Genomic DNA, 26,905 nt, shown 5'->3' with positions numbered 1-26,905 from the left:
AGGTTATGGAATGGTTGATGGCCCTATCGCCGGCAACGCCGGCTCCCACAAGGTCCGCGGTGTACACGATCCCTGTGGGGGCTGGCGTTGCCAGCGATGAGGCCATCAGCTATCACCCCGGAAACAGGAAAGGACTCACCCCACTGCGCCCAAACCCCTCGCGCTCCACCTCGGCATCCAGCCCCAGCGAGGCCAGGTCATCGGCCAGCACCTCCAGCTCGCGCTCATGCTCGGGATAGAACACCTTCAGGTAACTCCGGCACTCACCACAACTCTCGGCCTTGACCGCCGCCTTGGCCTCGTCCAGCGACCAGTAGTCCAGCGCACCGGTCGCTTCGCAGTTGCTGCATTTGAGCCGGACCATATGCCAGCGGCTTTCGCACAGGCCGCAGTGCAGATAACGCAAACCAGCCTGGGCACCGGTGAGAATGCTGCTGGCCACCGGCGCGCTGGCGCATACCGGGCAGTATTGGCGGTTCTCGCCCTGGGCCTTGCCCGCCGCCGGCAGGTGCGCCGCCAACTGGCTAAAGTACAGCGACAGCGCCGCCCAGATGAACAGCGCTTCGCCGCTGTGCACCTCATGGAAATCGCCGCGCAGCAGGGAGTCGGCATAGGCCTCCAGGCGCCAGTCCTGCTCCTGCAACAACTCTTCCAGCGCAGGGTGCTCGATGGTTTCCCCAAGCCCGCGCAGCAGTACCAGCCAGTGCCCGTGGCGCACATGTCGCTGGCAGTCCAGCGGCGCGCCCTGGTTGTCCAGCAGCGCGGGCAGGGTGGCTAGCAGGGCTGCGGGTGGTGGCACCTGCTTGAGCAACAACTCCTGGCTTTCCACCAGCCCGGCGACGAAGTCCAGGTAATCGGCCATCGGGTGCCCGACTGCCAACTGGCGCAGCCGCGCCGCGCGCCTGGCATGCTGGCCGTCCCGCGATGGCAGCAGCACCGGGGCGATATCGCCCACGGCGGCCTGGCCGGACGCCAGTGGTGTCATGCGGATACTGCTCATTTGGATTTCCCGTCGTGCTTGGCAGTGATCTGCCGGTACCAGCGGTCATGGTGGGTTCTGGCCCAGCGGTGGCTGACGTAGCCAGTGACCATGCCGCGAATCGAGCCCTTGACCCAGAACGCCAGGTAGGCATGACCGATCACCAGCAGGATCAGGCCGATCCCGGCCAGGGCATGCACCAGCAGGCCGATGCGGATGGTCGGGATGGAGAACAGCGGGGCGAAGTACGGCCGCCAGATCACCACGCCGCTGACCAGCAACAGGCTGATCAGGCCCATGATTCCCCAGAACAGCACCTTCTGCCCGGCGTTGTACTTGCCGATCTGAAGTTGCGGTTCATGCTTGCCGGCGAGCACCTGGGGCACGTTCCTGAACCACAGGCGGTCCTCCGGCTCCGGCAGGTTGTAACGCACGAAGCGGATGAACAGGAACACCAGCAGGAGGAACACCACCACGCCGAAGAACGGATGGAGGATCCGCGCCATCTGCGGCGTGGCGAACACCGCGTTGAGGCCGTTGAGCGAGGGGAAGAACCACGACAGCCCGGACAAGGCCACGGTGAAGAAGCAGATCACCATCAGCCAGTGGCTGGCGCGCTCGATGAAGCGCGTGCGCAGGATCATCTTGTCCTTGTTCATGCGTGGGTCTCCTCGTCGTGTTTTTCGCCCTCGTCCACTTCATTCGGACCGACGCCGACGTAATGGAACATGGTGCCGGCCAGGGTGGCGAAGAAGGCCACCGCTGCCGCCGGCTTGAGCCAGCCTTTCCAGCCCTGCACTGCGTCGCTGATGCGCGGGTCGGTGGGCAGCTTGTGGTACAGGTGCGGCTTGTCGGCGTGCTGCAGCACGTACATCACATGGGTGCCGCCGACGCCTTGCGGGTCGTACAGGCCGGCACCGGCGAAGCCGCGGCCCTTGAGTTCCTCGACGCGTCCGGCGGCGAGGTGCTGCATTTCGCTCTTGGCGCCGAAGTTGATCGCGCCGGTGGGGCAAGTCTTGACGCAGGCCGGTTCCTGGCCGACCGAGACGCGATCGACGCAAAGAGTACATTTGTACGCCTTGTTGTCTTTCTGGCTGATCCGCGGCACATCGAACGGGCAGCCGGCGATGCAGTAGCCGCAGCCGATGCAGTGCTCGGACTGGAAATCGACGATGCCGTTGGCGTACTGGATGATCGCCCCCGGCTGCGGGCAGGCCTTGAGGCAGCCGGGGTCGGCGCAGTGCATGCAGCCGTCCTTGCGGATCAGCCACTCCAGCCGGCCGCTTTCGTTTTCCACTTCGTCGAAGCGCATCAGCGTCCAGGTTTCCGCGCTCAGGTCGGCCGGGTTGTCGTAGACGCCGACGTTATGGCCGACCTCGTCGCGCAGGTCGTTCCATTCGTTGCACGCCACCTGGCAGGCCTTGCAGCCGATGCAGATGCTCACGTCGATCAGCTTGGCCACCTCGGCCTGATGATTGCGTGCCTGGGGCGGCGGGGTCAGGCTGCTGGTGGCCGAGCGTTTGATGATGTCCTGGGATTGGTATGACATGAGTGCTCCCTCAGACCTTTTCCACGTTCACGAGAAACGCCTTGTATTCCGGCGTGTGGGTATTGGAGTCGCCGACCCCCGGGGTCAGGGTGTTGGCCAGGAAGCCCTTGCGCGTGCTGCCTTCGTAGCCCCAGTGGCAGGGAATGCCGATGGTGTCCACGGCCTGGCCGTCGATGGTCAGGCGCTGGATGCGCTTGGTCACCACCGCCTTGGCCTTGATATAGCCGCGCTGGGTGCTGACCTTGACCCGGTCGCCATGGGCGATGCCCTTGTCGGCGGCGAGCTTTTCGCCGATCTCGACGAACTGCTCCGGCTGGATGATCGCGTTGAGCCGCGAGTGCTTGGTCCAGTGGCGGAACAGCTCGGTGATCGAGTAGGTGGTGGCGACGTAGGGGAAGTCCTCGCGCTTGCCCATCCGCGAGCGGTCGTGGTCGTAGATCCGCGCCGTGGGGCTATGGGTCACGGCCGGGTGCAGCGGGTTGCTCGCCAGCGGGCTTTCGGTCGGCTCGTAGTGCTCGGGGAACGGTCCGTCGTTCAGTGCGCCCACCGAGAACAGCCGGCCGACCCCTTCGGGCAGCATGATGAACGGGCAGGTGGCAGTGCCGGGGGCGATGGTCGGGACGAAGTCCGGCACGTCGACGCCGCTCCAGCGTGCGCCATCCCAGCCGATCAACTGGCGTTTCGGATCCCATGGCTTGCCCGCCGGGTCGGCCGAGGCGCGGTTGTACAGGACGCGGCGGTTCTGCGGCCAGGCCCAGGCCCAGCCGGGTGTGTTGCCGAGGCCGACGTCGGTGTTGTCGCGACGGGCCATCTGGTTGCCTTGCTCGGTCCACGAGCCGGCGAAGATCCAGTTGAAGCACACGGTGCTGCCGTCGTCGCGCAACTGGCCGAAGTTGTCGAGCAACTGGCCCTTGCGCAGGATCAGGTTGCCCTGCTCGTCGCGCAGGTCGGCGAGGGCGCGCCCGTTGGACTCCTTGGCCACTTCCTCGGGCTTGGGATCGAGCGGATCGGCGTAGTCCCAGGCCATGTTGAGGATCGGCGCGGGGTTGGCGCCGCCTTCCTTTTCATAGAGCTCACGGATCTTCATGAACAGGTGGCCGAGGATCTTGCCGTCGTGCCAGGCTTCGCCGGGCGGTGCTGCACCGGCCCAGTGCCATTGCAGCCAGCGCGAGGAGTTGACGATCGAGCCGTCTTCCTCGGCGAAGCAGGAGGAGGGCAGGCGGAACACTTCGGTCTGGATCGCCGCGGTGTCGACGTTGTGCTCTTCGCCGTGGTTCTTCCAGAAACTCGAGGTCTCGGTGGCCAGCGGGTCGATGATCACCAGGAACTTGAGCTTGGCCAACGCCGCCTGGGCCTTGTTCTTGTCCGGGAACGCCGCCACCGGGTTGAAGCCCTGGGCGATGTAGCCGTTGACCTTGCCTTCGTACATGCGGTTGGTGAAGTTGATCACGTCATAACTGTCGTCCCACTTCGGCAGCCAGTCGAAGCCCCAGTCGTTGTCCTTGGTGGCCTTGTCGCCCCAGAAGCTCTTCATCATGCTGACGAAGAATTTCGGCGTGTTCTTGTAGTAGTTGACCTGCTCCGGCAGCACCGCGCCGGGGGTGGTCTGCTTGAGGTAGGTGGCGAGGTCGGCCTGGGCGTCGCTGGGCAGGTTCATGTAGCCCGGCAGGCGCAGCGAGAGCAGGCCGAGGTCGGTGTAGCCCTGGATGTTGGAGTGGCCGCGCAGGGCGTTCACGCCGCCGCCGGCCATGCCGATATTGCCCAGCAGCAGCTGGATCATCCCGGAGCCGCGGATCATCTGCGCGCCGTTGGTGTGGTGGGTCCAGCCGAGGGCGTAGAGGAAGGTCGCGGTCTTGTCCGGGGCGCTGGTCTCGCCGAGGATCGTGCAGATCTTCAGGAAGTCGTCCTGCGGCGTGCCGCAGACCTTGCTGACCATCTCCGGGGTGTAGCGGGAAACGTGGGCCTTGAGCAGGTTCCACACGCAGCGCGGGTGGCTCAGGCTGAGGTCGCGCTTGGCGAAGCCGTTCTCGTCCAGCTCGTAGTTCCACGAGGCGCGGTCGTAGCTGCGCTTGCCGGCGTCGTAGCCGCTGAACAGGCCCTCGTCGAAGTGGTAGTCCTCGCGCACGATCAGGCTGGCGTTGGTGTAGGCGCGCACGTACTCGTGCTGGACCTTGTCGTTGCTGATCAGCCAGTTGACCATGCCCATCAGGAAGGTCACGTCGGAGCCGGCGCGGATCGGCGAATAGATGTCGGCTACCGCGGCGCTGCGGTTGAAGCGCGGGTCGACGACGATGACCTTGGCGCCGTTGCGGATCTTCGCCTCGATCACCCACTTGAAGCCCACCGGGTGCGCCTCGGCCGGGTTGCCGCCCATGATCAGGACGACGTTGGCGTTCTTGATGTCGACCCAGTTGTTGGTCATCGCGCCACGGCCGAAGGTCGGCGCCAGGGCCGATACGGTGGGGGCGTGGCAGACCCGCGCCTGGCTGTCGGTGCCGAGGATGCCCAGGGCGCGGGTGAAGCGCTGGTCCAGCGAGCCGGTCTCGCTGCTGGCCGCCGAGGAACACAGCATGCCGGTGCTCAGCCAGCGGTTGACCGTGGTGCCCTTGGCGTTCTTCTCGATGAAGTTGGCGTCGCGGTCATCCTTCATCAGTCGGGCGATGCGCTCGATGGCGTACTCCCAACTGACCCGCTGCCACTTGTCCGAGCCCGGCGCGCGGTATTCGGGGAACAGCAGGCGCTGCTCGCTATGGATGTAGTCGACCAGGCCGGCGCCTTTCGGGCACAGCGAGCCGCGGCTGACCGGATGGTCCGGGTCGCCCTCGATATGGAAGATCCGCGCCTTGGCGTTCTTTGCGCCGTCGCCGAGGCTGTACATCAGCAGGCCACAGCCCACCGAGCAGTAGGTGCAGTTGTTGCGGGTTTCCTTGGCCCGCAGCAGTTTGTACTGGCGCGACTGGGTCGCCTGGGCCATGCCCGGGGCGAAGCCCAGGGTGGCGCAGGTCGCGGTGGCGGCGCCCACGGTGCACAGTTTGAAGAACTGTCGTCTACCCAGTCCCATGATCATCTCCTTGTTACGGCCGAGCCGACGCGACGGTCGCGCACGGGTGTGCGCACCGGTCAAGGCGGCGGAATCGGTCAGTGGTGTTCAGGCCAAAGCATGCAGGGAAGGCGTCCTGGCCCATTCTGACGAGGGCCTGCGAACGCATTCGCGGGGAGTCTATGTCCATATTTTTTATGTGACTAATCGACAGTGCCGATGGGTTGATCGAGGTCATCTATTGGCACAAAAAAACTATGGTTTTCGGGCGGGAGGGCGGCGGTGCTAAAGTCGCTCCTTTTTTGCCGTCGAAGAGGTGAAACATGCGCATTGCCCTGGCGTTCGTCGCCGCCACCCTGCTGGCGGGCTGTGCCTCGTCGGCCATGAACACGGCCAGATCTGGCCAACCGGACAGGATTATCAATTCGACCAAAGAAGCACTGAAGGTCGCCGAGTGCGTGCAATTCAGCTGGCAGGACGAGGCGGTGTTCGGCGTCGATGCCAGTGGTTACCTGGAGCGCACGGCCCAGGGCATCACGGTTTCGACCCGTGGCGGCGAGTACTTCACTGATGTCTCGGCGTCGGGCAGCGGCAGCGTGGTCAAGTTCTACGCGCAGAAGGACGATGCCCTGGCCCAGCGCCGTATGGCGGCTCTGGCCACCTGTCTCTGAGCAGCGGCTTATACTTGCTCCACGATACCGGCGTTATGCCGGTATCGTCGCCCCGGTCGTCCTGGCCAGGGTGCGTTGATTCTTTCCGCGGCAAACGGACAACCCGTCAGGAGGTGTCTTATGAGCCCGTATCAACGCTTGTTCATGATCGCCGCACCGACCCTGCGCCACACCCCGGCCATGGAGCGTGCGGTGGCCATCGCCAAGGCCACCGACGCGGCCCTGCATATCGCGGTGTTTCTCGAAGAAGGTGACCTGCTCGGACGCATGGCCTCGGGCACGGCGCTGCGCCAGTCGATGGAGCAGGAGGCCTGGCGCTGGTTGCGCGACGAGGCCGCGCAATTGCGTCATGACGGCCTCGAGGTCAGTTGCGAAGTGCAGACCAGCCGGCAGGTGATCAAGGACATGCTCGCCCATGTCGAGGAGATGCAGCCGGACCTGGTGATCAAGGATGTCCATCATGAGTCGGCCTTGCGCCGGGTCTTCCTTACTCCGCCGGACTGGCAACTGCTGCGCGACTGTGCGGTGCCGCTGCATCTGGTCAGCGATATGCGTTGTCCGTTGCCCAAGGTGGTGATTGCCGCGGTGGATACCCTGCACCCGGACAGCCAGCACACCCGCATCAACCAGCGGGTGATCCGCGAAGCCAAGCTGCTTGCCGTGCAATGCGATGCCGAGCTGCACCTGCTGCATGCCTGGGACGTGGCGCAGACCCATGTCGCCGATTTCGGCGCCGGGGCGGTGACTATGCCGGGGTTCAACAGCGAGGTGCGGCGCTCGGCGCAACTGGCCTTCGAACACCTGGCCGATGCCCATGGCGTACCGGAAGCGCAGCGGCATTTCGTCAGTGGCCCGGCGACCCATGCCATCGCCGAATACGCCGGGCATCACCGCGCCGACGTGATCGTCATGGGTAGCAGCCAGCGCAAGGGTGCGGCGGGGTTGCTCGGCAGTACCACCGAGCATGTGCTGCAGCATTTGCCGTGCAATGTGCTGGCGGTGCGGGGTGGGCAGGAGCTTTGATGTTGGTGCTGATGGCCTCATCGCTGGCAAGCCAGCTCCCACAGTGTCTGCGGCGACGCTAATCCTGTGGGAGCTGGCTTGCCAGCGATGAGGCCATCAGCCCCAACACATCATCACCAGCGCACACGCACCCCCAGGTTGCCAATCAGCCCGTTCAGGTCATTGTCATCCACATCGCTGCTGTAATCGGCGCTGACGAACAGCGCCACTTTCGGCGTGACCCGCGCCACCAGACCCAGGCCCAGCTCGACGGTGGCGGAATTGCGCCCGCTGCTGATCTTGTCGACCTTGTCCAGGCTCACCGTGTCGGCATTGGAGAAGTCGTACCAGACGTTGGTCCGTACATAGGGTTCGATGGGCATGCCGCTGACCACATAGTGCCCGGACAGCTTCGCCCCGACCCGGCCGCTCCAGCTCGGCTGGCCGTCGAGGGATTGCAGGGCATCGGCCTGGGCCTGGTTGGCGGCGAAGTACTGCTGGTTGACCAATTGCGCCTGGGGCTCGATCACCCAGTTCTTGCCCAGGCCGATGGGGAAGCCGCCTTCCACCGAGAAGGTCAGCGCATGCCCGTCGCCATCGATGCGCGCGCCGTCGGCATTGCGCCCGCTGGCATCGAGACGGGTACCCATGGCCACCGCATCCACATGCCAGCCCTGTTCATGGCGCAGGCTCCAGTACATGCCCACGCTTTCCCCTTGCAGACGCACCGTGGTGTTCTTGTCCCCGGTCTGCGGGCGCATGCCGTCGAAGCCGCTTTGCAGGTCGCTGCGGCCAACGAAGATCCCGGCGCGATGGGTACTGCCGTCGGCGGTTTCCCGCACGAACAGGTCGGGGCTCATGCGCAGGCCGTTGCCGGGCATCTCCAGTGGCGGCTGACTGGAGGGCGTCGCGGTGGGGAAGAACTGCGCCCACTGGCTATGCAGCATCTCCGGAGTCACCAGCGCATCGCGCTCGGCGCGGCGTTCGGAGAATGCGTTCAGCGTCTCCCGACCGAGGCCGCTGAAACTCACCGGTTGCAGGCTCAGGACGGGGATATCGAAGGCCTGCGTTGGATCGAACTCTTCCCGGTCCAGGGCCTGGGACTCCAGCGGGGTCGCCAGCAGCAACGAGGTGGACACAGCGAAGAAAAACGATTCAAGGCCCGATGGGGTCGACGCTGTTTTCATGGCAAATCTCCTCATAAATGACAGCCAGGGGTCTGGCCTGATGTCACGGCTCGAGGAGGGGCGACCCAAACCAGCAAAACGCCGCCCGTCCCGCGCTGGAAGGCGCGAGCTAGAGGCTCGTTTCGAGTGTTGAAAGGGGTGTTGCTAAGGTTCAGTCAAGGAGACGGCGGGCAGGGCGTCAAGATTTTGTGAAGGGGTTGTTGGTGTTTTGTGGGGTGACTCAAGTGGTTGAAAATAAAGGAGTGATTTTTGCTGATAGAGGGGTTGGGTCTTTCAGCGGGTGGGGCTATTTCGAATGATTGCTAGGGGTGCGGTTGGGTCACCTATCTTGCCAATGGGTGCGGTCCAGGGTGGGACTGCTGCGCAGTCCTTCGCTGGCAAGCCAGCTCCCACAGGGACCGCGCCGAGCACAGATACTCTGGGTGGCCCAACATCCTGTGGGAGTCCACCCAGCCTTTCAGGCTGCACTGTCGCCAGAGAACAGTTGAGCTTGCTGGCGAGAGGCCATCAGCCCCAGCGGCTCAAGCCTCCTCGTCGCGCTGCAACTCCAGCAACAACAAGCTCCGCCCGGTCACCTCGTACTGCTCGCCGAACCCCAGTTTCGGCGATTTGCGCCGCTTCGGCTGGTCGGTGTCGATCAGCACGCTCCAGTACTCGCCCTGGGGCACTTCCGGGAGGGTGAAGGGCACGGTGTCGTGGTGGGCGTTGACGATCAGCAGCAGGGTGGCATCCGCCCCCGGTTTGCGGATCCCGGTTTCCTGGGCGCGGCCGTCCATGAGCATGCCGAGGCAGCGGCCGTGGCTGTCTTCCCATTGCTCCACGCTCATTTCGCTGGCATCCGGCGCCAGCCAGGTGACGTCCTTGACCCCGATGGCTTCGTTGTAGTCGCCCACCAGGAAGCGCGCCCGGCGCAGGATCGGGTAGTTGCGGCGCAGGCGGGTCAGGCGCTTGACGAAGGCCAGCAGCTCGCTGCCGTCTTCGTCCAGGTCCCAGTTGATCCAGCCGATCTCGCTGTCCTGGCAGTAGGCGTTGTTGTTGCCGTGCTGGGTGCGGCTGAATTCGTCGCCGGCAACGATCATTGGCGTGCCCTGGGCGAGTAGCAGGGTGGCGAAGAAGTTGCGCATCTGGCGCATGCGCAGGGCGTTGATCTCGGGGTCGTCGGTCGGCCCTTCGGCGCCGTGGTTCCAGGACAGGTTGTTGTTGCTGCCGTCCTGGTTGTTTTCGTCGTTGTCTTCGTTGTGCTTGTCGTTGTACGAGACCAGGTCGCGCAGGGTGAAGCCGTCGTGGGCGGTGATGAAGTTGACCGAGGCATAGGGCCGCCGGCCGCGGCGGTTGAACAGCTCGCCGGAGGCGGTCATGCGCGCGGCGAAGTCGGCCAGCTGGCCTTCGTCGCCTTTCCAGAAGGCGCGCACGGTGTCGCGGAAACGGTCGTTCCATTCGGCCCAGCCGGGGGCGAAGTTACCCACCTGGTAGCCGCCGGGGCCGCAGTCCCAGGGCTCGGCGATCAGCTTGACCTGGCGCAGCAGCGGGTCCTGGCGGCAGGCGACGAGGAAGCTGTGGCGCTCGTCGAAGCCCTCGTGGTAGCGGCCGAGGATGGTCGCCAGGTCGAAGCGGAAGCCGTCCACATGCATCTCCCCGGCCCAGTAGCGCAGCGAGTCGGTGACCAGTTGCAGGACGCAGGGGTGGCTGAGGTCGAGGGTGTTGCCGGTGCCGGAGTCGTTGATGTAGTAGCGCTTGTCGTCGGGCATCAGGCGGTAGTAGGAGGCGTTGTCGATGCCGCGCATGGACAGGGTCGGGCCCAGTTCGTTGCCCTCGGCGGTGTGGTTGTAGACCACGTCGAGGATCACCTCCAGGCCGGCGTCGTGCAGGTGCGCGACCATCTCCTTGAACTCGGCGATCTTGCCCTTGGCCAGGTACTTCGGGTGGGGCGCGAAGAAGGCGATGCTGTTGTAGCCCCAGTAGTTGTTCAGGCCCTTTTGCAGCAGGTGCTGGTCGTTGACGAAGGCATGGATCGGCAGCAACTCGATGGCGGTGACGCCGAGGTCCTTGATATGCCCGAGCAGGTCGTCGTTCATCAGCCCGGCGAAGGTGCCGCGGGCGGCGTCGGGCACGCTAGGGTGGCGCATGCTGATGCCGCGGGCGTGGGCCTCGTAGATCACGGTCTTTTCCCAGGGCGTGGCGATGCGCCGGTCGCGGCCCCAGGTGTAGGCCGGGTCGATCACCTTGCACTTGGGCACGAAGGGCGCGCTGTCGCGCTCGTCGAAGCTGAGGTCGCCGTCAGGATGCCCGATGGTATAGCCGAACAGCGCCTCGGACCATTTCAGTCCGCCCACCAGTTGCTTGGCGTAGGGATCGATCAGCAGTTTGTTGGGGTTGAAGCGATGGCCGTTCTGCGGCTCGTACGGACCGTGCACACGGTAGCCGTAGATCAGCCCCGGATGGGCGTCGGGCAGGTAGCCGTGGAAGATTTCGTCGGTGTATTCGGGCAGTTCGATGCGCTCGATCTCGGTCTCGCCGCTGGCATCGAACAGGCACAGCTCTACCTTGGTGGCGTTGGCCGAGAAGATGGCGAAGTTGACCCCCAGGCCATCCCAGGTCGCACCCAGGGGGAAGGGCAGGCCTTCACGGATGCGCGAGGGTTCGCTGTGTACGGTTTCGGCTTTCTCTTGACGACGGCTCATGGGTCACCTGAAGCGGATTTTGGGAAACAGGAGGCCTGCACGACAGCCCGGAGGCTGTCGCGTGTGGCGTGGTAGCTGGTGGTGCCCGGCGTTTACAGCGGGGCGGGTTTCTTCGGCGCGCGGGGCTTTTTCGCCACGGCCGGCTTGGCTGGCGCAGGCTTGCTGGCCGGTGCTGCGGCCGGCTCGGCCTTGGGCTTGGCGACGGCCTTGGGTTTTTTCGCCGCCGCCGGCGACTTGCTGGACTTGGCGGGCGGCGCCAGGGCTTCTGCCTCGGCGAGCTTGCGCGCCATGTCCCAGTGACGCGACTCCTGGCCTTCGGGTTTACCTTCCGACTCCCAGATCTGGTATGCGAATTCGCGTATGCGTTTTTCCTCGACACTCATGGCTAGGCTCCTGATGACTCGATGCGATCGATAAAGAGATTCACGGGAAAGTCTTGCAGCGCGCTGTTCAGCCACAGCTCTCTGTTGTGTGTGACTGCGCGCTGTTCGAAAAGTCCCGAGCAGTTGGCAGTGGACAGGTCGAACGGCAACAGCACCCGCGTATCGTCCCAGTTCTGTGCCGGGATCAGCGGTTGTGCCTGGCCGCCAACCACGCCCGCGGCCAGCCGCGGCACGATGACCACGGCATGCTGGTCGTCGTGGACACGGGCGAAGGCGAGGACTCGCTCGGCGTGCTTGCCGAGCACTTGCAGGGGTAAATAGTCGCCGCGCAGGAACAGCTCGGGGAAGCGCTGGCGGCGCTCCAGCACCTGGCTGACCAGGGCCTGCTTGACCCGGCCGTCGCGCCAGTGGCCGAGCAGTTCGGCGTTGGCCGGCTGATCCGCCAGGGCCTGGCGGCGGGCAGCGAAATCCACCGGGCGGCGGTTGTCCGGGTCGACCAGGCTGAAGTCCCAGAACTCGGCGCCCTGGTACAGGTCGGGGATGCCCGGCACGGTCATGCGCAGCAGGGTCTGCACCAGGCTGTTCAGCGCCCCGGGGCAGGCCAGGGCGAGGGCCGCCTCGGCGATGGAGTGGCGCAGTTGCTGGCATTGCTCATCCAGCAGCAGGCCGTCGAGGAAGTTCGCGCAGGCCTGTTCGTAGGCCTCGTTGGCAGCGCTCCAGCTGCTGCGCAACTTGGCTTCGCGCAGCGCCTTGACCTGCCATTGGCGCAGGCGTTCGGCGTAGCTGCGCAGGCCGAAGCTGTCGTCGGCATCGAGGTCCAGCGGCCAACTGCCGAGCAGGGTCTGGTAGAGCATCAGTTCATCACCGGCGCAGGGGGCCGGGCCGTCTTCCTGGTCCTGGCGCAGTGGCGCGGCCAGCTCACGCCAATGCTCGACCCGATGGGCGAACCACTCGGGACGCTCGCTGATCACTGCCAGGCGCGCGCGCAGGTCCTCGCCACGCTTGTGGTCGTGGGTGGCGGTGGCCAGCAGGTTGTCCGGAAAGCTCGCCAGGCGCGCCTGGCACTGGGCATGGAAGACCTCGGGCGGGGCGCTGAAACGCTCGGCATCGAAGCCGACGTCGTTGCGCGACAGCAGCACCGCCGAGCGGTAGAAGGCGGTGTCTTCCACGGCCTTGGCCGCGGTCGGCGAGGTCAGTTGCTGGAAGCGCACGCAGGCGTGGCGCAGTTGCTTGCGCGCCCGGCCCGCCGGCACGCTGCGCCAGGGTTGGCCGCCCAGCGAACGTTGCAGGAAATCGAGCACATTGGCGTCGGCATCACCCAGGCTGCTGCGGGCCTGTTCCAGGGCCTGCTGGAAGAAGCCTTCGTCTGCCGTCGGCCGCCCGCAGGCATTGATATAGGTGCGGTACACCGGGTAGTGCTCGACCAGCGCCTGCAAGGCCCGGCGGATCGCGCCGAGGGTCAGGTCGCGGCTCATCACATCGTTGCGTGCCACCTGCAACAGGGCCTGGGCCACCGATTCGAAATCCCCGGCCAGGGTGCCTTGCAGGACCAGCTGGCGGGCCTGGCGGACTTCCTCGGCAAAGGCCGGGCGCTCGCTGAGCTCATGCCATAGCGCGGTCAATTCCGCTTCGCCGGCCGGGTCGTGCTGCAGCAAGGACACCTGGTTCATGAATTCGTAGCCGGTGGTGCCGTCCACCTGCCAGTCCTGATGCAGGCTTTCGCCGGCGCCGAGGATCTTCTCGACATAGATCGGCAGGTGTTCCAGCGCGGCGTCCAGCGGGCGTTCGGCGAGCAGGGCGGTGGTCCGCCGGCGCAGCTTGCGGCAGTAGCCGCGCGGGTCGGCGAGGCCGTCGATATGGTCGATGCGCAGGCCGTCCACCAGGCCACGGCCGATCAGTTCGAACACCTTGCCATGGGTGGCTTCGAACACCGCTGGCTTTTCCACCCGCAGGCCGCCCAGCTCGTTGACGTCGAAGAAGCGCCGCCAGTTGATGTCGTCCGCCGCCGTGCGCCAGCTGGCCAGGCGGTAGTGCTGGCGCTCCAGCAGCCCGTGCAGGCGCTCGAAACCTTCAGGCGTGCGCCCGTTGAAGCCTTCGAGCAGACGCTCGATGTCCACCGCGTGCTGGGCATGGCAGGCCAGGCTGGCGAGTACGCGCAGCAGCGGCTCGGCCTCGTCGGCGCTGGCGCAGGCGGCCAGGCGCCCGGCCAGTTCGCGCAGCTCGGCCAACTGGCTGCCGGCCAGGATCAGCGCATAGTCCGGCGGGCTGATGGGGAAGCGGTGGTCGTGGTGATGGATCAGGAAATGCCCGCTGTCAGCATCGAAGCGCAGCGGCGCGGCGCCGTCCAGCAGGACCTTGCCGTAGTCGTCGGCGAGGAAGGGCAGCAGCAGTTGGCCGCGCAGCAGCGGGTCCGGCGAGTGCCACTGGATATCGAAGAATTCCGCGTAGCGGCTGCGTCGGCCCCAGGCCAACAGGTCCTGCCACCAGTGGTTGTGCTCGCCGCCGACGGCCATATGGTTGGAGACGATATCCAGCAGAAGGCCCATGCCATGCTGGCGCAGTGCGGCGACCAGACGTTCCAGTGCGGCTTCGCCGCCCAGTTCGGGGTTGACCCGGGTCGGGTCGACCACATCGTAGCCGTGCATCGAGCCGGGGCGCGCCTCCAGCAGCGGCGAGGCGTACACATGGCTGATGCCCAGGCGAGCGAAGTAGGGCACCAGCGGCACGGCGTCGTCGAGGGTGAAACCGGCGTGGAATTGCAGGCGCAGGGTTGCGGTCATGGTTTTCATCGGTCGCGCTCCCCGGCTTGTTCGCGGGCTTGCGCCAGCAGTTCGAGGCGCCGCGCGGCGTCCACGTCGTCGAGCAGTTCGCGGGCCGGGGCGGCGAAACGGCGCTGCCAGTTGGGATGGCCGTCGACGGTGCCGGGCAGGTTGGGCTGCTCGTCGACCCCGAGCAGGTCTTCCAGCGGCAGCAGCACCAGCGGCGCGCGGGTATGGCCGAGCAGGCGCACGCTGGCGTCGAGCACGGCATCGGCAGTGTCCAGCGGTTGGTGATAGTTGCTTTCCAGCAAGTGGCGCAGTCCCTTGATTTCGTGTTGACGGGTGTCGCGCCAGTCCCGTTCGGTGATGGCGTCGATCAGGCCCAGGCGCTGGTTCCAGTCGATGTCCCGCGCCGCCAGCCAACCGGCCAGGGGCGGCAGGTCGTGGGTGCTGGTGGTGGCCAGGGCGTTGTCCGGCCAGTCGAGGATCGGCTTGAAATGCCCCGGCGGGTCCTGCTCGAACAGCAGCACGCGCATGCCGAGGATGCCCCGCGCCGCGAGTTTTTCCCGCAGGCCGCCGGGCACGGTGCCGAGGTCTTCGCCGAGGATGATCGCCCGGTGCCGCACCGATTCCAGGCACAGCAGGCGCAGCAGGTCGTCCAGCGGGTAGTGCAGGTAGGCGCCGTCGGGTGCGCTGGCGCCGGCGGGGATCAGCCACAGGCGGTACAGGCCCATCACATGGTCGATGCGCAGGCCGCCGGCATGGGCCAGGTTGGCCCGGAGCATTTCGATGAAGGCGCGGAAGCCGTTGCGTTTCAGGCCCTGGGGCGAGAAGGCGCTGATGCCCCAGTTCTGTCCGGCGCGGTTGAGGATGTCCGGTGGTGCGCCGACATGCACGTCGGCGAGCAGTTCGTCCTGGCGGCTCCAGGCCTGGCTGCCGGCGCCATCGGCACCGACCGCGAGGTCGGCGATCAGGCCCACCGCCATGCCCTGGCCCCGGGCGGCCTGTTGCACCCGTTGCAGGCCACGGGTCACCAGCCATTGGCAGAACACGTAGTACTCGATGGCCGCCGGGTAGTTGTCGGCGAACTGCGCGACTTCGAGGCTGCCCGGGTCGCGCCAGCCGTCGTACCAGTTGCGCCAGTCGGCGCTGACGCCGCGGCTGGCAGCGGCATCGAGCAGGGCTTCGTAGCGGCAATGGTCTTCGAGGGCGTGGCCGCCGGCCTTGCGGAAGCTGTCGAAGTCCTCGCGCAGCGGATGCTCGCCGCGGCTGAAGTCACGGTACAGGGCGCGCAGCAGTTTCTGCTTGGCCGCCGCTGCGTGCGGCCAGTCGATCAATGGCAGTTGTTCCAGCTCGTCGAAGGGCTGGTCGAGGCTGTCCTTGGCTACCCGTACCACCCGTTCGCCGAGGAGCAGTTCCGGGCTGGCGTAGAGAGCGTTGAAGAACAGCCGGCTGGACGGCGAGTAGGGGCTGAAGGTGTGGCTGTTGTTGGCGAACATCGCGTGGGTCGGGCTGATCGCCAGGGCATCGGCACCGCGTTCGGCGGCGTTGCGGGCCAGGGCTTCGAGGGCCTGGCAGTCGCCGAAACCGCCATCGCCGGGGCGACGCAGGCTGTAGAGCTGGGCGGCGATGCCCCAGGCGCGGGGCGTGGCCTGGTGTTGCGCGTCGGCCAGGGTAAAGCAGCGCAGCGGTGCCACGGCGACGGTAAAGCCCTGGCCGTTGATGCCCAGGCGGTGATAGCCAATGGGCAGGCCGCCGGCCAGATGGCCGCGCGGGTCCAGGCGCAGGGCCTGCTCGCTGCCGTCTTCGAGGACGGCGTGAACCAGGCTGCCGCCGTCGAACCAGCGCGACAGGTCGAGGGCGGCGTCGATATCCACGGTCAGCAGCGGTGGCAGGTGCTGTTCGTCCTCCGCTTCTTCCAGGGCGGCCAGGCTGCTGGCGATGTTCTCGGCATTCTCGGCGGGATGGCCAAGGGCGCCGAGGATGCGGCGCAGGTTGGTCTCGCTGACCTGTTGTGCACGGCCGTTGGCGTCGATCCAGTCCACGGCGACGCCAGCGCGTCGGGCCAGATGGTGCAAATGCAGGTCACTCATGGGGCAGGCTCCGCTGCGGAGAGAGGGTTGAGGCTGACCACGGCGCTGTACGGGGGCAGCGTGCCGGGTTGTTGCACTGCTTCGGTGCAGTTGAACAGTGGTTGATGACCGTCCGGCCAGTGCACCTGCACCGTCGACGGGCCGAGGTTGAGGTCGATGCGCAGTTCGCTGCCGTCGCCCAGTCGCCAGCGTGCGCTGACTGCCTGTTCGCCGATCACCTCGGCGCCGAGGGCGCGGGTTCCGCCCAGGTGCGGGACGATGTGCTGGCGACGCAGGGTCAGCAGGTCGCGGTAGAGGCTTTCCCACTCGACGCTCGCGGCATTGCGCCGGGGGCGCGAGTCAAGGAAGGTCTGCCGGGCGTTGGGATCGGGGATTCGCTCGCGCTGTTCGACATCGGCGAAGGCGGCGAAGCCCTTGAATTCGGCGCGGCGGCCTTCGCGCACGGCATCGGCCAGTTCGTCGTGGTGATCGGTGAAGAACAGGAACGGCGTCTCGCTGCCCCATTCGTCGCCCATGAACAACAGCGGGATCATCGGCGACAGCAGCAACAGGGTGGTGGCCGCGCGCAGCGCCTGGGGCGGGCACAGGGTCGAGAGCCGCTCGCCGAGGGCGCGGTTGCCGGTCTGGTCGTGGTTTTGCAGGAACAGCACGAAGGCGCTCGGCGGCAGGTGCGCGCTGGGCTCGCCCCGGGGCGTGCCGTGGTGGCAGGTCTCGCCCTGGTAGACGAAGCCCTCGCCCAGGCAGCGGGCCAGGCGCGCCGCCGGTTGCTGGAAGTCGGCGTAGTAGCCTTCCTGCTCGCCAGTGAGCATGACGTGCAGGGTGTTGTGGCCGTCGTCGTTCCACTGCCCGTCGAAAGCCTGTTCCAGCAGGCTGGCCTGGTTGGCTTCGTTCTCCAGCACCAGCCAGCAATGGCGCTCGTCCCCGCAGTGCTGGCGCACGGCGCGGGACAGTGCACGAAGAAAGTCCGGATCGTCGATGGCATGCACCGCATCCAGGCGCAGGCCGTCGAAGCGGTAGTCGCTGAGCCACATCAGGGCATTTTCGATGAAGAAGTCCCGCACTTCCTGGCGGCGGAAGTCGATGGCCGCGCCCCACGGGGTCTGACGATCCTTGCGGAAGAAGTGCTCGGCGTAGCGGTGCAGGTAATTGCCGTCCGGGCCGAAGTGGTTGTAGACCACATCGAGCAGCACCATCAGGCCCAGGTCGTGGGCCCGGTCGATCAATGCCTGCAACTGCTCCGGCGTGCCATAGCTGTGTTGCGGGGCGAACGGCAGGACGCCGTCGTAGCCCCAGTTGCGGTCACCGGGGAACTGCTGGATGGGCATCAGCTCGATGGCAGTGATACCCAGTTCGGCCAGGCGCGGCAGCTCGGCCATGACCCCGGCGTAGCCGCCGAGCAGGCCGACATGCAGCTCCAGGATCACCGCCTCGGTCCAGGGCCGGCCGCGCCAATCGTGGTTGCGCCACGGATAGCGATGCGGCGCCACCACCTGGCTCGGGCCGTGTACACCCTCGGGCTGGAAACGCGAGGCCGGGTCGGGCACCGACAGCTCGCCGTCGATGCGATAGCGGTACAGCGCGCCGAGCGGGCAGCGCCGGTTGAGACGGAACCAGCCATCGGCCTCAGGGGCCATGGCGAAAGTGGCACCGTCCAGTTCGAGTTCGACAGTGTGGGCATCAGGCGCCCACAGGGAAAACCGCGTGCGCTGGCCGTCGACGACCAGCGCTCCGTGGCTGAAGCGCAGGGGCAGTGCTGTCATCGATCAGCCCCGCTGGCTAGTGGCGCGGACGACCAGTTCCTCGTAAAGCCGGGCGTAGGGTTCCACCGCCTGGCACCAGTTGAAGGGTTGGGTCATGGACAGGCAGCGCATGGCGTTGAGCAGCGGCTTCTTGTCGAACACATAGAAGGCGCGGCTCAGGGCCTCGCGGTAGCTGTCCACGGTGGACTCGTCGAAGAGGAAGCCGGTGACGCCATTCTCGATGGTGTCGGCCAGGCCACCGGTGTTGCGCGCCACCGGCAACGAGCCGAAGCGCTGCGCGTACATCTGGCTCAGGCCGCAGGGCTCGTAGCGCGAAGGCATCAGCAGGAAGTCGCTGCCGGCGAACATGCGCCGCGCGTCGGTCTCGTTGAAGCCGATGCGCACGCCCACCCGGCCGGGGAAGCGCAGGGCCAGCTCGCGCATGGCCTGTTCCTCTTCCGGCTCGCCGCGGCCGATCACTGCGATCTGCCCGCCTTGCTTGACGATGTACTCGGCCACCCCCAGGGTCAGGTCCAGGCCCTTCTGATAGACCAGCCGCGAGACCACGGCGAACAGCGGGCCGCTGGACGGTTCCAGGCCGAACAGCTCGCGCACTGCGCTGGCGTTGGCGGCCTTGCCCTCCCAGTCGTTAAGGCCGAAATGATGTTCCAGGTAGCTGTCGGTGGCCGAGTTCCAGCTTTCATCGATGCCGTTCGGGATGCCGCTGAGCAGGCCTTGCTGGGCCTTGCTGGCGAGGAAGCCGTCGAGGCCGCAGCCGAACGCCGGGGTGGTGATCTCCCGGGCGTAGGTGGCGCTGACCGTGGTGATATGGCTGGAGTAGGCCAGGCCGGCCTTGAGGAACGACAGCTTGCCGTAGAACTCCATGCCTTCCTGTTGCAGGGCGTGCTCGGGGATCGCCAGTTCCGGGCAGCAGGCCAGGCTGACCACGCCCTGGTAGGCGAGGTTGTGGATGGTGAACAGGGTCGGCGTGCTCAGGCCGCGCCAGTGCATGTACGCCGGGGCCAGGCCGGCAGGCCAGTCGTGGGCGTGGATCAGTTCCGGGGTCCAGTGGACCATGCCTTCGCCGGCGGCGATCTCCGCGGCGGCCAGGCCCAGGCGGGCGAAGCGGATATGGTTGTCGGGCCAGTCGCGGCCGTTGTTTGCGCCGTAGGGGGTACCTTCGCGCTGGTACAGCTCGGGGCAGATCAGCACGTAGATCACCAGGCCGTCGGGCAGGTCCATGCGGCCGATCTGGCAGGGGGGCAGGGCGGCATGGCCGCCGAGGGCACCGACCACATGGATCGGGTAGTCGCTGTCCATCACTTGCGGGTAGCCGGGGATCAGCACGCGGACATCGTGCAGGTGGCGCAGGGCCCGCGGCAGGGCGGCGGAGACGTCGCCGAGGCCGCCGGTCTTGACCAGGTCGGCGATTTCCGAGGTGACGAACAAGACTTTGCGTTTGTGCCGGTTCTGTCTGTTATCGCCGACGAAACCACGACCGGTCGCGACGATGTCACTGCCCACGGGGGCGCTGTTGTCTGGATTGAAATGCGGTTCGACAGTGGCACTGATCATTACTTCTCTCCATCCCTTGTGCTTTTGGGCGATTCACCCGAATTCGATGCCTTGATCTTTTCTCTCTGTTCTCTGCGAGCGGTGTTGCGTCCCTGCCATCCGTGCAAGCGCTGCGCCAACCGGCGCTCCTGCCGTTGACGAGGTGACGAAGTGTAGGGATGGGTGGGTCGCGTCCGGGAATGCCGGAATCGATGACCTACTTGAATTCCTGACCGGCCGATTTCACCCAAGGTTCAAACTATTTCGCTTGATGCTTGGGTTTGGATTCCGGGCAGGATTTCTGAGTGTAGGAGACGGCAGGAATAAGGAGTGACCCGTTGGTCACATTTCAGAATGAAGACAGGAGGGGGAGGAGGTCTGCAGGGGCAATGATGTCGTTTGGTCGGGCCTCATCGCCGGCAACGCCGGCTCCCACAAGGGCCTGCACAGGTATCGCGTGCTCCGCCCATTCTGTGGGAGCCGGCGTTGCCGGCGATGAGGTCATCCGCTACGGCACAGACCCCAGGATCGCCTTCATCTTGTCGCGCAACTGATCGATGCCGAACGGCTTGCTGATCATATGCATGCCCTCGGGCACCTGCAGCGTGTGGCCGTAGCCGCTGGCGAACAGGATCGGCAGCAGCGGGCGCAGGTCGCGGGCGCGGCGGGCCAGCTCCTGGCCGTCGAGGTCGGGCAGGCCGACATCGGTGAGCATCAGGGAAAAATGCTGTTGCGGATCTTCCAGTTGCACCAGGGCCTGTTCCGCGTTTTCGGCTTCCGTGACCTCGTATCCCAGTTCCTGAAGAACATCGACCATCAGCATGCGCACGATGTTGTCGTCTTCGACGACCAGAAGCGGGGCGGTGGCGGGCATGGGTGACTCCTGCGGCAATGAATGTTACTGACTCTGTAAGCAATGCACCGCCGGAAGTTCCCGGCATCGACGTCGGTAGAGCATAGCGGGCCGCGATAATGCACGGAACGAATCCGTACGTCATGCCTCAAATACTGGCTTTATGCCCTGTCAGCACCCGTGAAGACGGATAGACTGGGACAACAGTGCCGGCCAGGCAGCATGATCCTGGCCTCAAGGCCAAAAAAACAAACGCCACACTCTGCCGCATGGACCAACAGATGAATCAGTCAAATCCTATCGACCAGCAGCGCTTCTCGAAGCTGCTGGTGCGCAATATCAGCCTGCCCCTGGGAGTGGGGCTGCTGAGTGCCGTGGTGTTCATCGCGGTAATCGCTTACCTGCTGTCGGTGATCCAGTGGGTCGGCCACACCGACCGGGTGATCAACAACGCCAACGAATCGCTGAAGCTGTCCATCGACAAGGAAACCGGGATGCGCGGTTACCTGTTGACCGGCGAGGAACATTTCCTCGACCCCTACGAACTGGCCCGGCCACGTATCGCCGCGCAGATGCAGACCCTGCGCGAGCTGGTGGCGGACAACCCCACCCAGCTCGACCGCCTGGCCCGACTGGACGCCCTGCAGGCCGAGTGGAACGCTTTCGGCAAGGAAATGGTCGAGTTGCGCCGTAGCGGCGGCGATTACCGTTCCGATATCGAGGCCGGCCGCGGCAAGCGCCTGACCGACCAGATCCGCAAGGAATACGAGGACTTCGTCGCCCTCGAACAGCAGTTGCGGGCCAAGCGCAACGAACAGGTGAGCACCACCACCTGGGTGTCGATCTCGTTGTACCTGCTGTTCATCGTGGTCATCAGCGGCCTGCTGGCCTGGGTCGGGCGACGTGACCTGATCAACCTGTCGCGCAGCTACCAGGACAACATCGAGGCCCAGCAGCGTGCCGCGGAGCGCCTGGAGCAGCAGGGCTGGATCCGCGCCGGGCAGAGCCAGCTGGCCGAGCGGGTACTGGGCCAGCAGACCCTGCCGACCCTGGGCCATAACATCCTGCAGTTTTTCTCCAACTATCTGGGCAGCGTGGTCGCTGCGCTGTATGTGCGCGACGAGCACGACAACCTGCACCGGGTCGCCAGCTATGGCTTTTCCCGCGAGCAGGACGCTCTCGACCAGGTCATCGCGCCCAACGAAGGGCTGGTCGGCCAGGCCCTGGCGCAGAACCGCCTGCTGACCCTGGACGAAGTGCCGGAGGACTATTTCAAGGTCAGTTCCGGACTCGGCGAGGGGTTGCCGCGCAGCGTGATGTTGATGCCGGCGACCAACGACGGGCAGATCAACGGGGTGATCGAGCTGGGCTTCCTGCGTCCGCTGAACCCGCGCGACGGCGAATTGCTGGAGCGGGTTGCCGGCAACCTCGGCACCTCGATCGAAAGCGCGCGCTACCGCCAGCGCCTGCAGGAAGTGCTGGCGCAGACCCAGCAGCTCAACGAAGAGCTGCAGGTCCAGCAGGAAGAACTGAAAACCGCCAACGAGGAGCTGGAAGAACAGTCGCGGGTGCTCAAGGAGTCCCAGGCCCACCTGGAAACCCAGCGTGCCGAGCTGGAGCAGACCAACGAGCAACTGGCCGAGCGCACCGATGCGATGGCAGCGCAGCGCGATGCCCTGGACATCAAGAACACCGAGCTCAACGAAGCCCAGGTGCAGTTGCAGCAGCGTGCCGAGGAACTGCAGCGCTCCAGCAAGTACAAGTCCGAATTCCTTGCCAACATGTCCCACGAGCTGCGCACGCCGCTGAACAGCTCGCTGATCCTGGCCAAGCTGCTGGCCGAGAACCCGCAGGACAACCTCAGCGACGAGCAGGTCAAGTTCGCCGAATCGATCTATTCCGCCGGCAACGATCTGCTCAACCTGATCAACGACATCCTCGACATCGCCAAGGTCGAGGCCGGCAAGCTCGATGTGCGTGCCGAAACCACCCAGGTCGCGCGCCTGGCCGACGGCCTGCGCGGCATGTTCGAACCGCTGGCCGCAGACAAGGGGCTGAACTTCACGGTGCAGGTCGAGCCGCAGGTGCCGGCGACCCTGTACACCGACCGCCAGCGCCTGGAGCAGATCCTCAAGAACCTGCTGTCCAACGCGCTGAAGTTCACCGAGCAGGGCCAGGTCAGCCTGACCCTGGCCGCGCAGGAGGGGGGCGGTATCGTGTTCCATGTGCAGGACAGCGGCATAGGCATTGCCGCCGACCAGCAGCAGGCGATCTTCGAAGCCTTCCACCAGGCCGACGGCACCACCAACCGCCGCTATGGCGGCACCGGCCTGGGCCTGTCGATCTCCCGCGACCTGGCGCGCCTGCTCGGCGGTGAAATCCAGGTGCAGAGCACGCCAGGGCAGGGCAGTGTGTTCAGCCTGACCTTGCCTGAACGCTACGAGCCGATCGTCGACCAGTTGCGGCCGTCGACCCTCAGCCATCCGCAGCCGCTGCCGCAAACCCTGGCGCCGCCGGTGGTCGAGGTGCCCAGCGTGCCGCTGGCGGAAGGCCCGGTGCGGCGCCTGGCGTTCGAGGACGACCGGCACAAGGCACCGTTCGCCAAGCGCTGCATCCTGGTGATCGAGGACGAGCCGAACTTCGCCCGCATCCTCTTCGACCTGGCCCATGAGCTGGGTTACAACTGCCTGGTGGCGCATGCCGCCGACGATGGGTTCGAGCTGGCCGAGCGCTTCGTGCCGGACGCCATCCTGCTCGATATGCGCCTGCCCGACCATTCCGGCCTGACGGTGCTGCAGCGCCTCAAGGAGCAGGCCGCGACCCGGCATATCCCGGTGCATGTGATCTCGGTCGAGGACCGTATCGAAACCGCCCTGCACATGGGCGCGGTGGGCTATGTGGTCAAGCCGACCAGCCGCGAGGAACTGAAGACCGTCTTCGCCCGCCTCGAAGACAAGCTGACCCAGAAGCTCAAGCACATCCTGCTGGTGGAAGACGACGACCTGCAGCGCGAGAGCATCGCTCGCCTGATCGGCGACGACGACGTGCAGATCACCGCGGTAGGCACTGCCCAGGAAGCCCTGGCGCTGCTGCGCGACACGGTCTACGACTGCATGGTGATCGACTTCAAGCTGCCCGACATGCCCGGCAACGAGCTGCTCAAGCGCATGACCGTGGACGAGATCCAGTCCTTCCCGCCGGTAATCGTCTACACCGGGCGCAACCTCAGCCGCGACGAAGAGGCCGAACTGCTCAAGTATTCGCGCTCGATCATCATCAAGGGCGCCCGCTCGCCAGAGCGCCTGCTCGATGAAGTGACCTTGTTCCTGCACAAAGTCGAATCGACGCTGTCCCATGAAAGGCAACGCATGCTGCGCACCGCGCGCAGCCGCGACAAGGTGTTCGAAGGGCGCAGGATCCTGCTGGTGGACGACGATGTGCGCAATATCTTCGCCCTCACCAGCGCCCTGGAACACAAGGGCGCCCTGGTGGAGATCGCGCGCAACGGCCGCGAATCCATCGAGCGCCTGGAGCAGGGCGGTGATATCGACCTGGTGCTGATGGACGTGATGATGCCGGAAATGGACGGCTACGAAGCGACCCGCCTGATCCGCAAGGATCCGCGCTGGCGCAAGCTGCCGATCATCGCCGTTACCGCCAAGGCAATGAAAGACGATCAGGAACGCTGCCTGCAGGCCGGGGCCAATGACTACCTGGCCAAGCCGATCGACCTCGACCGGTTGTTCTCCCTGATCCGTGTGTGGCTGCCGCAACTGGAGCGAATTTGACTAGCGAACGCAATACCGATATCGAGATCCGCTTGCTGATCGAGGCCATCTACCTCAAGTACAGCTACGATTTCCGCGACTACTCCGGCGCTTCCCTCAAGCGCCGGATCCTGCACGCCGTGCGCCAGTTCGACTGCACGACGATCAGCGCCCTGCAGGAGCGGGTGCTGCACGACCCGGGGATGTTCCTGCAACTGTTGCAGTACCTGACCATCCCGGTCAGCGAGATGTTTCGCGACCCCAGCCACTTCCTCGCCCTGCGCCGGGAGGTGGTGCCGCACCTGAAGACCTGGCCGTCGATCAAGATCTGGATCGCCGGCTGCAGCACTGGCGAGGAGGTGTACTCCATGGCCATCCTGCTGCGCGAGGAAGGGCTGCTGGAACGCACCATCATCTACGCCACCGACATCAACCCCAATTCCCTGGAAAAGGCCAAGCAGGGCATCTATTCGATGCAGGCGATGCGCGACTACGAACGCAACTACATCGCCGCCGGCGGTACCCGTGCGTTCAGCGACTACTACACCTGCGCCTATGGCAATGCCATCGTCGACGGTAGCTTGCGCGACAATGTGACCTTCGCCGACCACAGCCTGGCCACCGACAGCGTGTTCTCCGAGACCCAGCTGGTGTCGTGCCGCAATGTGCTGATCTATTTCAACAAGGGCCTGCAGGACCGCTCCTTCGGCCTGTTCCACGAGTCCTTGTGCCACCGCGGCTTCCTCGTCCTGGGCAGCAAGGAAACCCTCGACTTCTCGGCCTATGCCAACCGCTTCGAAGCGCTGGTCAAGCCGGAACGGATCTACCGCAAGCTATGAAAGCCATCGAAGCGATCGTCATGGGCGCCTCGGCGGGCGGGGTCAGTGCCTTGCTCACGGTGATGGCCTGCCTGCCGAAGGATTTCGCCATTCCGCTGATCTGCGTGCTGCACCTGCCGGACGACCACGACAGTCATCTGGCCGAGGTCTTCAGCCGCAAGCTGGGCCGGCCGGTGCGCGAGGCGCGGGACAAGGAAAGCATCGAGCCGGGCATCATCTATGTCGCCGGTCCCGGCTATCACCTGTCGGTGGAGCGTGATCGCAGCCTGTCCCTGAGCCAGGAGGAGCGTGTGCATTTCTCCCGGCCGTCGATCGATATCCTCTTCGAGTCTGCCGCCGATGCCTATGGCGCGAACCTGGCCGGGGTGCTGCTGACCGGCGCCAACGAAGATGGTGCCGCCGGCCTGGCACGAATCAGCCAGTACGGTGGTCTGAGCATCGTCCAGGACCCGGCCCAGGCCCAGGTGTCGGCCATGCCGGCCGCGGCCCTGGCCCTGCATCGCCCCGACCATATACTCCCTTTGAATGGCATCGGGCATTTGCTCGCCAAGCTGGAATCACAAGAATGCTGAGCCACATCCAAGCCAAACTGCTGATCGTCGACGATCTCCCGGAGAACCTGCTGGCGCTCGAAGCGCTGATCAAGGGCGACGACCGCGCGGTATTCAAGGCGGGCTCCGCCGACCAGGCGCTGTCGCTGCTGCTCGAACATGAGTTCGCCCTGGCCATTCTCGACGTGCAGATGCCCGGCATGAACGGTTTCGAGCTGGCCGAACTGATGCGCGGCATGGAGAAGACCAAGCACATCCCCATCGTCTTCGTCAGTGCCGCCGGACGCGAGATGAACTACGCCTTCAAGGGCTACGAAAGCGGCGCGGTGGACTTTCTGCACAAGCCCCTCGACACCCTGGCGGTGAAGAGCAAGGTCAAGGTCTTCGTCGAGCTGTACCGCCAGCGCAAGGCCCTTGACCGCCAGGTCCAGGCCCTGGCGCGCAGCCAGCAGGAACAGCAGCAACTGCTCGAACAGTTGCAGGTGGCCCGCGGCGAGCTGGAGCGTGCGGTGCGCATGCGTGACGACTTCATGTCCATCGTCTCCCACGAGGTACGCACGCCGCTCAACGGCCTGATCCTCGAAACCCAGTTGCGCAAGTTGCACCTGGCGCGGGACAACGCCGATGCCTTTACCCTCGACAAGATGCGCGCCATGGTCGAGCGCGACGAGCGCCAGATCAACAGCCTGATCCGCCTGATCGAGGACATGCTCGATGTCTCGCGGATCCGTACCGGCAAGCTGTCGATCAGCCCTTCGCGCTTTGACCTGAGCCAGCTGATCAACGGCCTGGTGGAGAATTTCGCCGCCCAGGCCGCCGCCGCCGGATCGATTATCGAAGTGGAGAACTGCGGTGTGCTGGAAGGGGTGTGGGACGAGTTCCGTATCGAGCAGGTGGTTGCCAACCTGCTCAGCAACGCCCTGCGCTATGGCGCCAAACGGCCGGTGCAGGTGCGCGTGCTGGAGGACGACGGCATGGCCTGCGTCGAAGTGCGCGACCAGGGCATCGGCATCAGCCCGGACAACCAGCAGCGGATTTTCCAGCAGTTCGAGCGGGTGGCTTCGAGTCACAGCGTCGCCGGGCTGGGCCTGGGCTTGTACATTTCCGAGCAGATCGTCCTTGCCCATGGCGGGCGGATCAGCGTGCACAGCGCCGAAGGCGAGGGCGCGACCTTCCGCGTTCATCTGCCGCTGGTATGCGATATGCATGGACAGAAAAACGAAAGTGGTCGCTCCGAAGCAACCTCCGTGTAAGGCCG

18 protein-coding genes are annotated in these 26,905 nt (G+C 65.6%); 6 read left to right on the top strand and 12 right to left on the bottom strand.

The features are described 5' to 3' along the window. Positions 1-112: 112 nt before the first annotated feature. From fdhE to fdnG, 4 genes are read right to left on the bottom strand one after another with little or no spacing between them, the layout of a single operon-like run. A complete protein-coding gene (fdhE, locus tag ACODSK_RS15630; protein WP_489017338.1) occupies positions 113-1,000 on the bottom strand; it encodes a formate dehydrogenase accessory protein FdhE in 888 nt (295 codons plus the stop codon). Then, positions 997-1,638: a formate dehydrogenase subunit gamma gene (locus tag ACODSK_RS15625; RefSeq protein ID WP_489017336.1), complete on the bottom strand. Its 642-nt coding sequence runs from the start codon at positions 1,636-1,638 to the stop codon at positions 997-999. Before ACODSK_RS15625 ends, fdhE begins: the two co-directional genes overlap by 4 nt. Further along, the gene (gene fdxH, locus ACODSK_RS15620) at positions 1,635-2,528 is read right to left on the bottom strand and encodes a formate dehydrogenase subunit beta (RefSeq protein ID WP_489017334.1); all 894 of its coding nucleotides are present in this window, start codon (positions 2,526-2,528) and stop codon (positions 1,635-1,637) included. The genes ACODSK_RS15625 and fdxH overlap by 4 nt, the downstream gene beginning before the upstream one ends. A 10-nt stretch (positions 2,529-2,538) precedes the next feature. Beyond that, positions 2,539-5,589: a formate dehydrogenase-N subunit alpha gene (gene fdnG, locus ACODSK_RS15615; RefSeq protein ID WP_489017332.1), complete on the bottom strand. Its 3,051-nt coding sequence runs from the start codon at positions 5,587-5,589 to the stop codon at positions 2,539-2,541. 302 nt (positions 5,590-5,891) lie between these two features. On the opposite strand from fdnG, the gene ACODSK_RS15610 reads away from it, so the two are divergent. Both ACODSK_RS15610 and ACODSK_RS15605 read left to right on the top strand, forming a co-directional pair. Continuing rightward, the gene (locus tag ACODSK_RS15610; RefSeq protein WP_489017330.1) at positions 5,892-6,239 is read left to right on the top strand and encodes a hypothetical protein; all 348 of its coding nucleotides are present in this window, start codon (positions 5,892-5,894) and stop codon (positions 6,237-6,239) included. A 120-nt stretch (positions 6,240-6,359) separates the two neighbouring features. Then, positions 6,360-7,262, top strand: coding sequence for a universal stress protein (locus ACODSK_RS15605; protein ID WP_489017328.1), 903 nt, complete (start codon positions 6,360-6,362; stop codon positions 7,260-7,262). Positions 7,263-7,375: 113 nt separating this feature from the next. On the opposite strand, the gene ACODSK_RS15600 is transcribed toward ACODSK_RS15605, so the two are convergent. The 8 genes from ACODSK_RS15600 to ACODSK_RS15565 all read right to left on the bottom strand — a co-directional run bounded on the left by ACODSK_RS15600 (position 7,376) and on the right by ACODSK_RS15565 (position 20,511). Beyond that, complete coding sequence (locus ACODSK_RS15600; protein ID WP_489017326.1) at positions 7,376-8,428, bottom strand: autotransporter domain-containing protein; 1,053 nt, start codon at positions 8,426-8,428, stop codon at positions 7,376-7,378. 521 nt (positions 8,429-8,949) lie between these two features. Then, positions 8,950-11,109, bottom strand: coding sequence for a glycogen debranching protein GlgX (gene glgX, locus ACODSK_RS15595; protein ID WP_489017324.1), 2,160 nt, complete (start codon positions 11,107-11,109; stop codon positions 8,950-8,952). Between the two features lie 92 nt (positions 11,110-11,201). After that, entirely contained in the window at positions 11,202-11,492 is a 291-nt protein-coding gene (locus tag ACODSK_RS15590) for a DUF2934 domain-containing protein (RefSeq protein ID WP_489017322.1), read from the bottom strand. A 2-nt stretch (positions 11,493-11,494) separates the two neighbouring features. Next, the gene (locus tag ACODSK_RS15585; RefSeq protein ID WP_489017320.1) at positions 11,495-14,281 is read right to left on the bottom strand and encodes a malto-oligosyltrehalose synthase; all 2,787 of its coding nucleotides are present in this window, start codon (positions 14,279-14,281) and stop codon (positions 11,495-11,497) included. After that, the gene (malQ, locus tag ACODSK_RS15580; RefSeq protein ID WP_489017318.1) at positions 14,278-16,344 is read right to left on the bottom strand and encodes a 4-alpha-glucanotransferase; all 2,067 of its coding nucleotides are present in this window, start codon (positions 16,342-16,344) and stop codon (positions 14,278-14,280) included. The genes ACODSK_RS15585 and malQ overlap by 4 nt, the downstream gene beginning before the upstream one ends. After that, positions 16,341-18,104: a malto-oligosyltrehalose trehalohydrolase gene (treZ, locus tag ACODSK_RS15575; protein ID WP_489017316.1), complete on the bottom strand. Its 1,764-nt coding sequence runs from the start codon at positions 18,102-18,104 to the stop codon at positions 16,341-16,343. Before treZ ends, malQ begins: the two co-directional genes overlap by 4 nt. A 3-nt stretch (positions 18,105-18,107) precedes the next feature. Then, on the bottom strand, positions 18,108-19,658 hold the full coding sequence (gene glgA / locus ACODSK_RS15570; RefSeq protein ID WP_489017315.1) for a glycogen synthase GlgA: 1,551 nt from the start codon (positions 19,656-19,658) through the stop codon (positions 18,108-18,110). A 487-nt stretch (positions 19,659-20,145) separates the two neighbouring features. Further along, positions 20,146-20,511, bottom strand: coding sequence for a response regulator (locus ACODSK_RS15565; protein ID WP_489017313.1), 366 nt, complete (start codon positions 20,509-20,511; stop codon positions 20,146-20,148). Between the two features lie 260 nt (positions 20,512-20,771). On the opposite strand from ACODSK_RS15565, the gene ACODSK_RS15560 reads away from it, so the two are divergent. The 4 genes from ACODSK_RS15560 to ACODSK_RS15545 are packed head-to-tail and all read left to right on the top strand — an operon-like array spanning position 20,772 to position 26,900. After that, the gene (locus ACODSK_RS15560) at positions 20,772-24,278 is read left to right on the top strand and encodes a response regulator (RefSeq protein WP_489017311.1); all 3,507 of its coding nucleotides are present in this window, start codon (positions 20,772-20,774) and stop codon (positions 24,276-24,278) included. Beyond that, positions 24,275-25,096, top strand: a complete 822-nt coding sequence (locus ACODSK_RS15555; RefSeq protein WP_489017309.1) for a CheR family methyltransferase — start codon at positions 24,275-24,277, stop codon at positions 25,094-25,096. The genes ACODSK_RS15560 and ACODSK_RS15555 overlap by 4 nt, the downstream gene beginning before the upstream one ends. Next, positions 25,093-25,668 (top strand): chemotaxis protein CheB, encoded by a 576-nt coding sequence (locus tag ACODSK_RS15550; RefSeq protein WP_489017307.1) that lies wholly within the window; start codon positions 25,093-25,095, stop codon positions 25,666-25,668. Before ACODSK_RS15555 ends, ACODSK_RS15550 begins: the two co-directional genes overlap by 4 nt. Continuing rightward, on the top strand, positions 25,662-26,900 hold the full coding sequence (locus tag ACODSK_RS15545) for a hybrid sensor histidine kinase/response regulator (RefSeq protein ID WP_489017305.1): 1,239 nt from the start codon (positions 25,662-25,664) through the stop codon (positions 26,898-26,900). Before ACODSK_RS15550 ends, ACODSK_RS15545 begins: the two co-directional genes overlap by 7 nt. Positions 26,901-26,905: the final 5 nt, after the last annotated feature.

It is taken from the genome of Pseudomonas sp. FG98 (assembly GCF_057808595.1).
The sequence above is the reverse complement of the archived record's forward strand: the minus strand, read 5'-3'. Positions and strand labels throughout refer to the sequence as shown.

Bases quoted from the DNA above. Each gene is read 5' to 3' on its own strand.
- glgX (WP_489017324.1), bottom strand. From the start codon at position 11,109: ATGAGCCGTCGTCAAGAGAAAGCCGAAACCGTACACAGCGAACCCTCG.
- treZ (WP_489017316.1), bottom strand. From the start codon at position 18,104: ATGACAGCACTGCCCCTGCGCTTCAGCCACGGAGCGCTGGTCGTCGAC.
- fdnG (WP_489017332.1), bottom strand. From the start codon at position 5,589: ATGGGACTGGGTAGACGACAGTTCTTCAAACTGTGCACCGTGGGCGCC.
- ACODSK_RS15545 (WP_489017305.1), top strand. From the start codon at position 25,662: ATGCTGAGCCACATCCAAGCCAAACTGCTGATCGTCGACGATCTCCCG.
- glgA (WP_489017315.1), bottom strand. From the start codon at position 19,658: ATGATCAGTGCCACTGTCGAACCGCATTTCAATCCAGACAACAGCGCC.
- ACODSK_RS15610 (WP_489017330.1), top strand. From the start codon at position 5,892: ATGCGCATTGCCCTGGCGTTCGTCGCCGCCACCCTGCTGGCGGGCTGT.
- ACODSK_RS15565 (WP_489017313.1), bottom strand. From the start codon at position 20,511: ATGCCCGCCACCGCCCCGCTTCTGGTCGTCGAAGACGACAACATCGTG.
- ACODSK_RS15605 (WP_489017328.1), top strand. From the start codon at position 6,360: ATGAGCCCGTATCAACGCTTGTTCATGATCGCCGCACCGACCCTGCGC.
- ACODSK_RS15590 (WP_489017322.1), bottom strand. From the start codon at position 11,492: ATGAGTGTCGAGGAAAAACGCATACGCGAATTCGCATACCAGATCTGG.
- malQ (WP_489017318.1), bottom strand. From the start codon at position 16,344: ATGAGTGACCTGCATTTGCACCATCTGGCCCGACGCGCTGGCGTCGCC.
- ACODSK_RS15625 (WP_489017336.1), bottom strand. From the start codon at position 1,638: ATGAACAAGGACAAGATGATCCTGCGCACGCGCTTCATCGAGCGCGCC.
- ACODSK_RS15550 (WP_489017307.1), top strand. From the start codon at position 25,093: ATGAAAGCCATCGAAGCGATCGTCATGGGCGCCTCGGCGGGCGGGGTC.
- ACODSK_RS15600 (WP_489017326.1), bottom strand. From the start codon at position 8,428: ATGAAAACAGCGTCGACCCCATCGGGCCTTGAATCGTTTTTCTTCGCT.
- ACODSK_RS15585 (WP_489017320.1), bottom strand. From the start codon at position 14,281: ATGAAAACCATGACCGCAACCCTGCGCCTGCAATTCCACGCCGGTTTC.
- ACODSK_RS15560 (WP_489017311.1), top strand. From the start codon at position 20,772: ATGAATCAGTCAAATCCTATCGACCAGCAGCGCTTCTCGAAGCTGCTG.
- fdhE (WP_489017338.1), bottom strand. From the start codon at position 1,000: ATGAGCAGTATCCGCATGACACCACTGGCGTCCGGCCAGGCCGCCGTG.
- fdxH (WP_489017334.1), bottom strand. From the start codon at position 2,528: ATGTCATACCAATCCCAGGACATCATCAAACGCTCGGCCACCAGCAGC.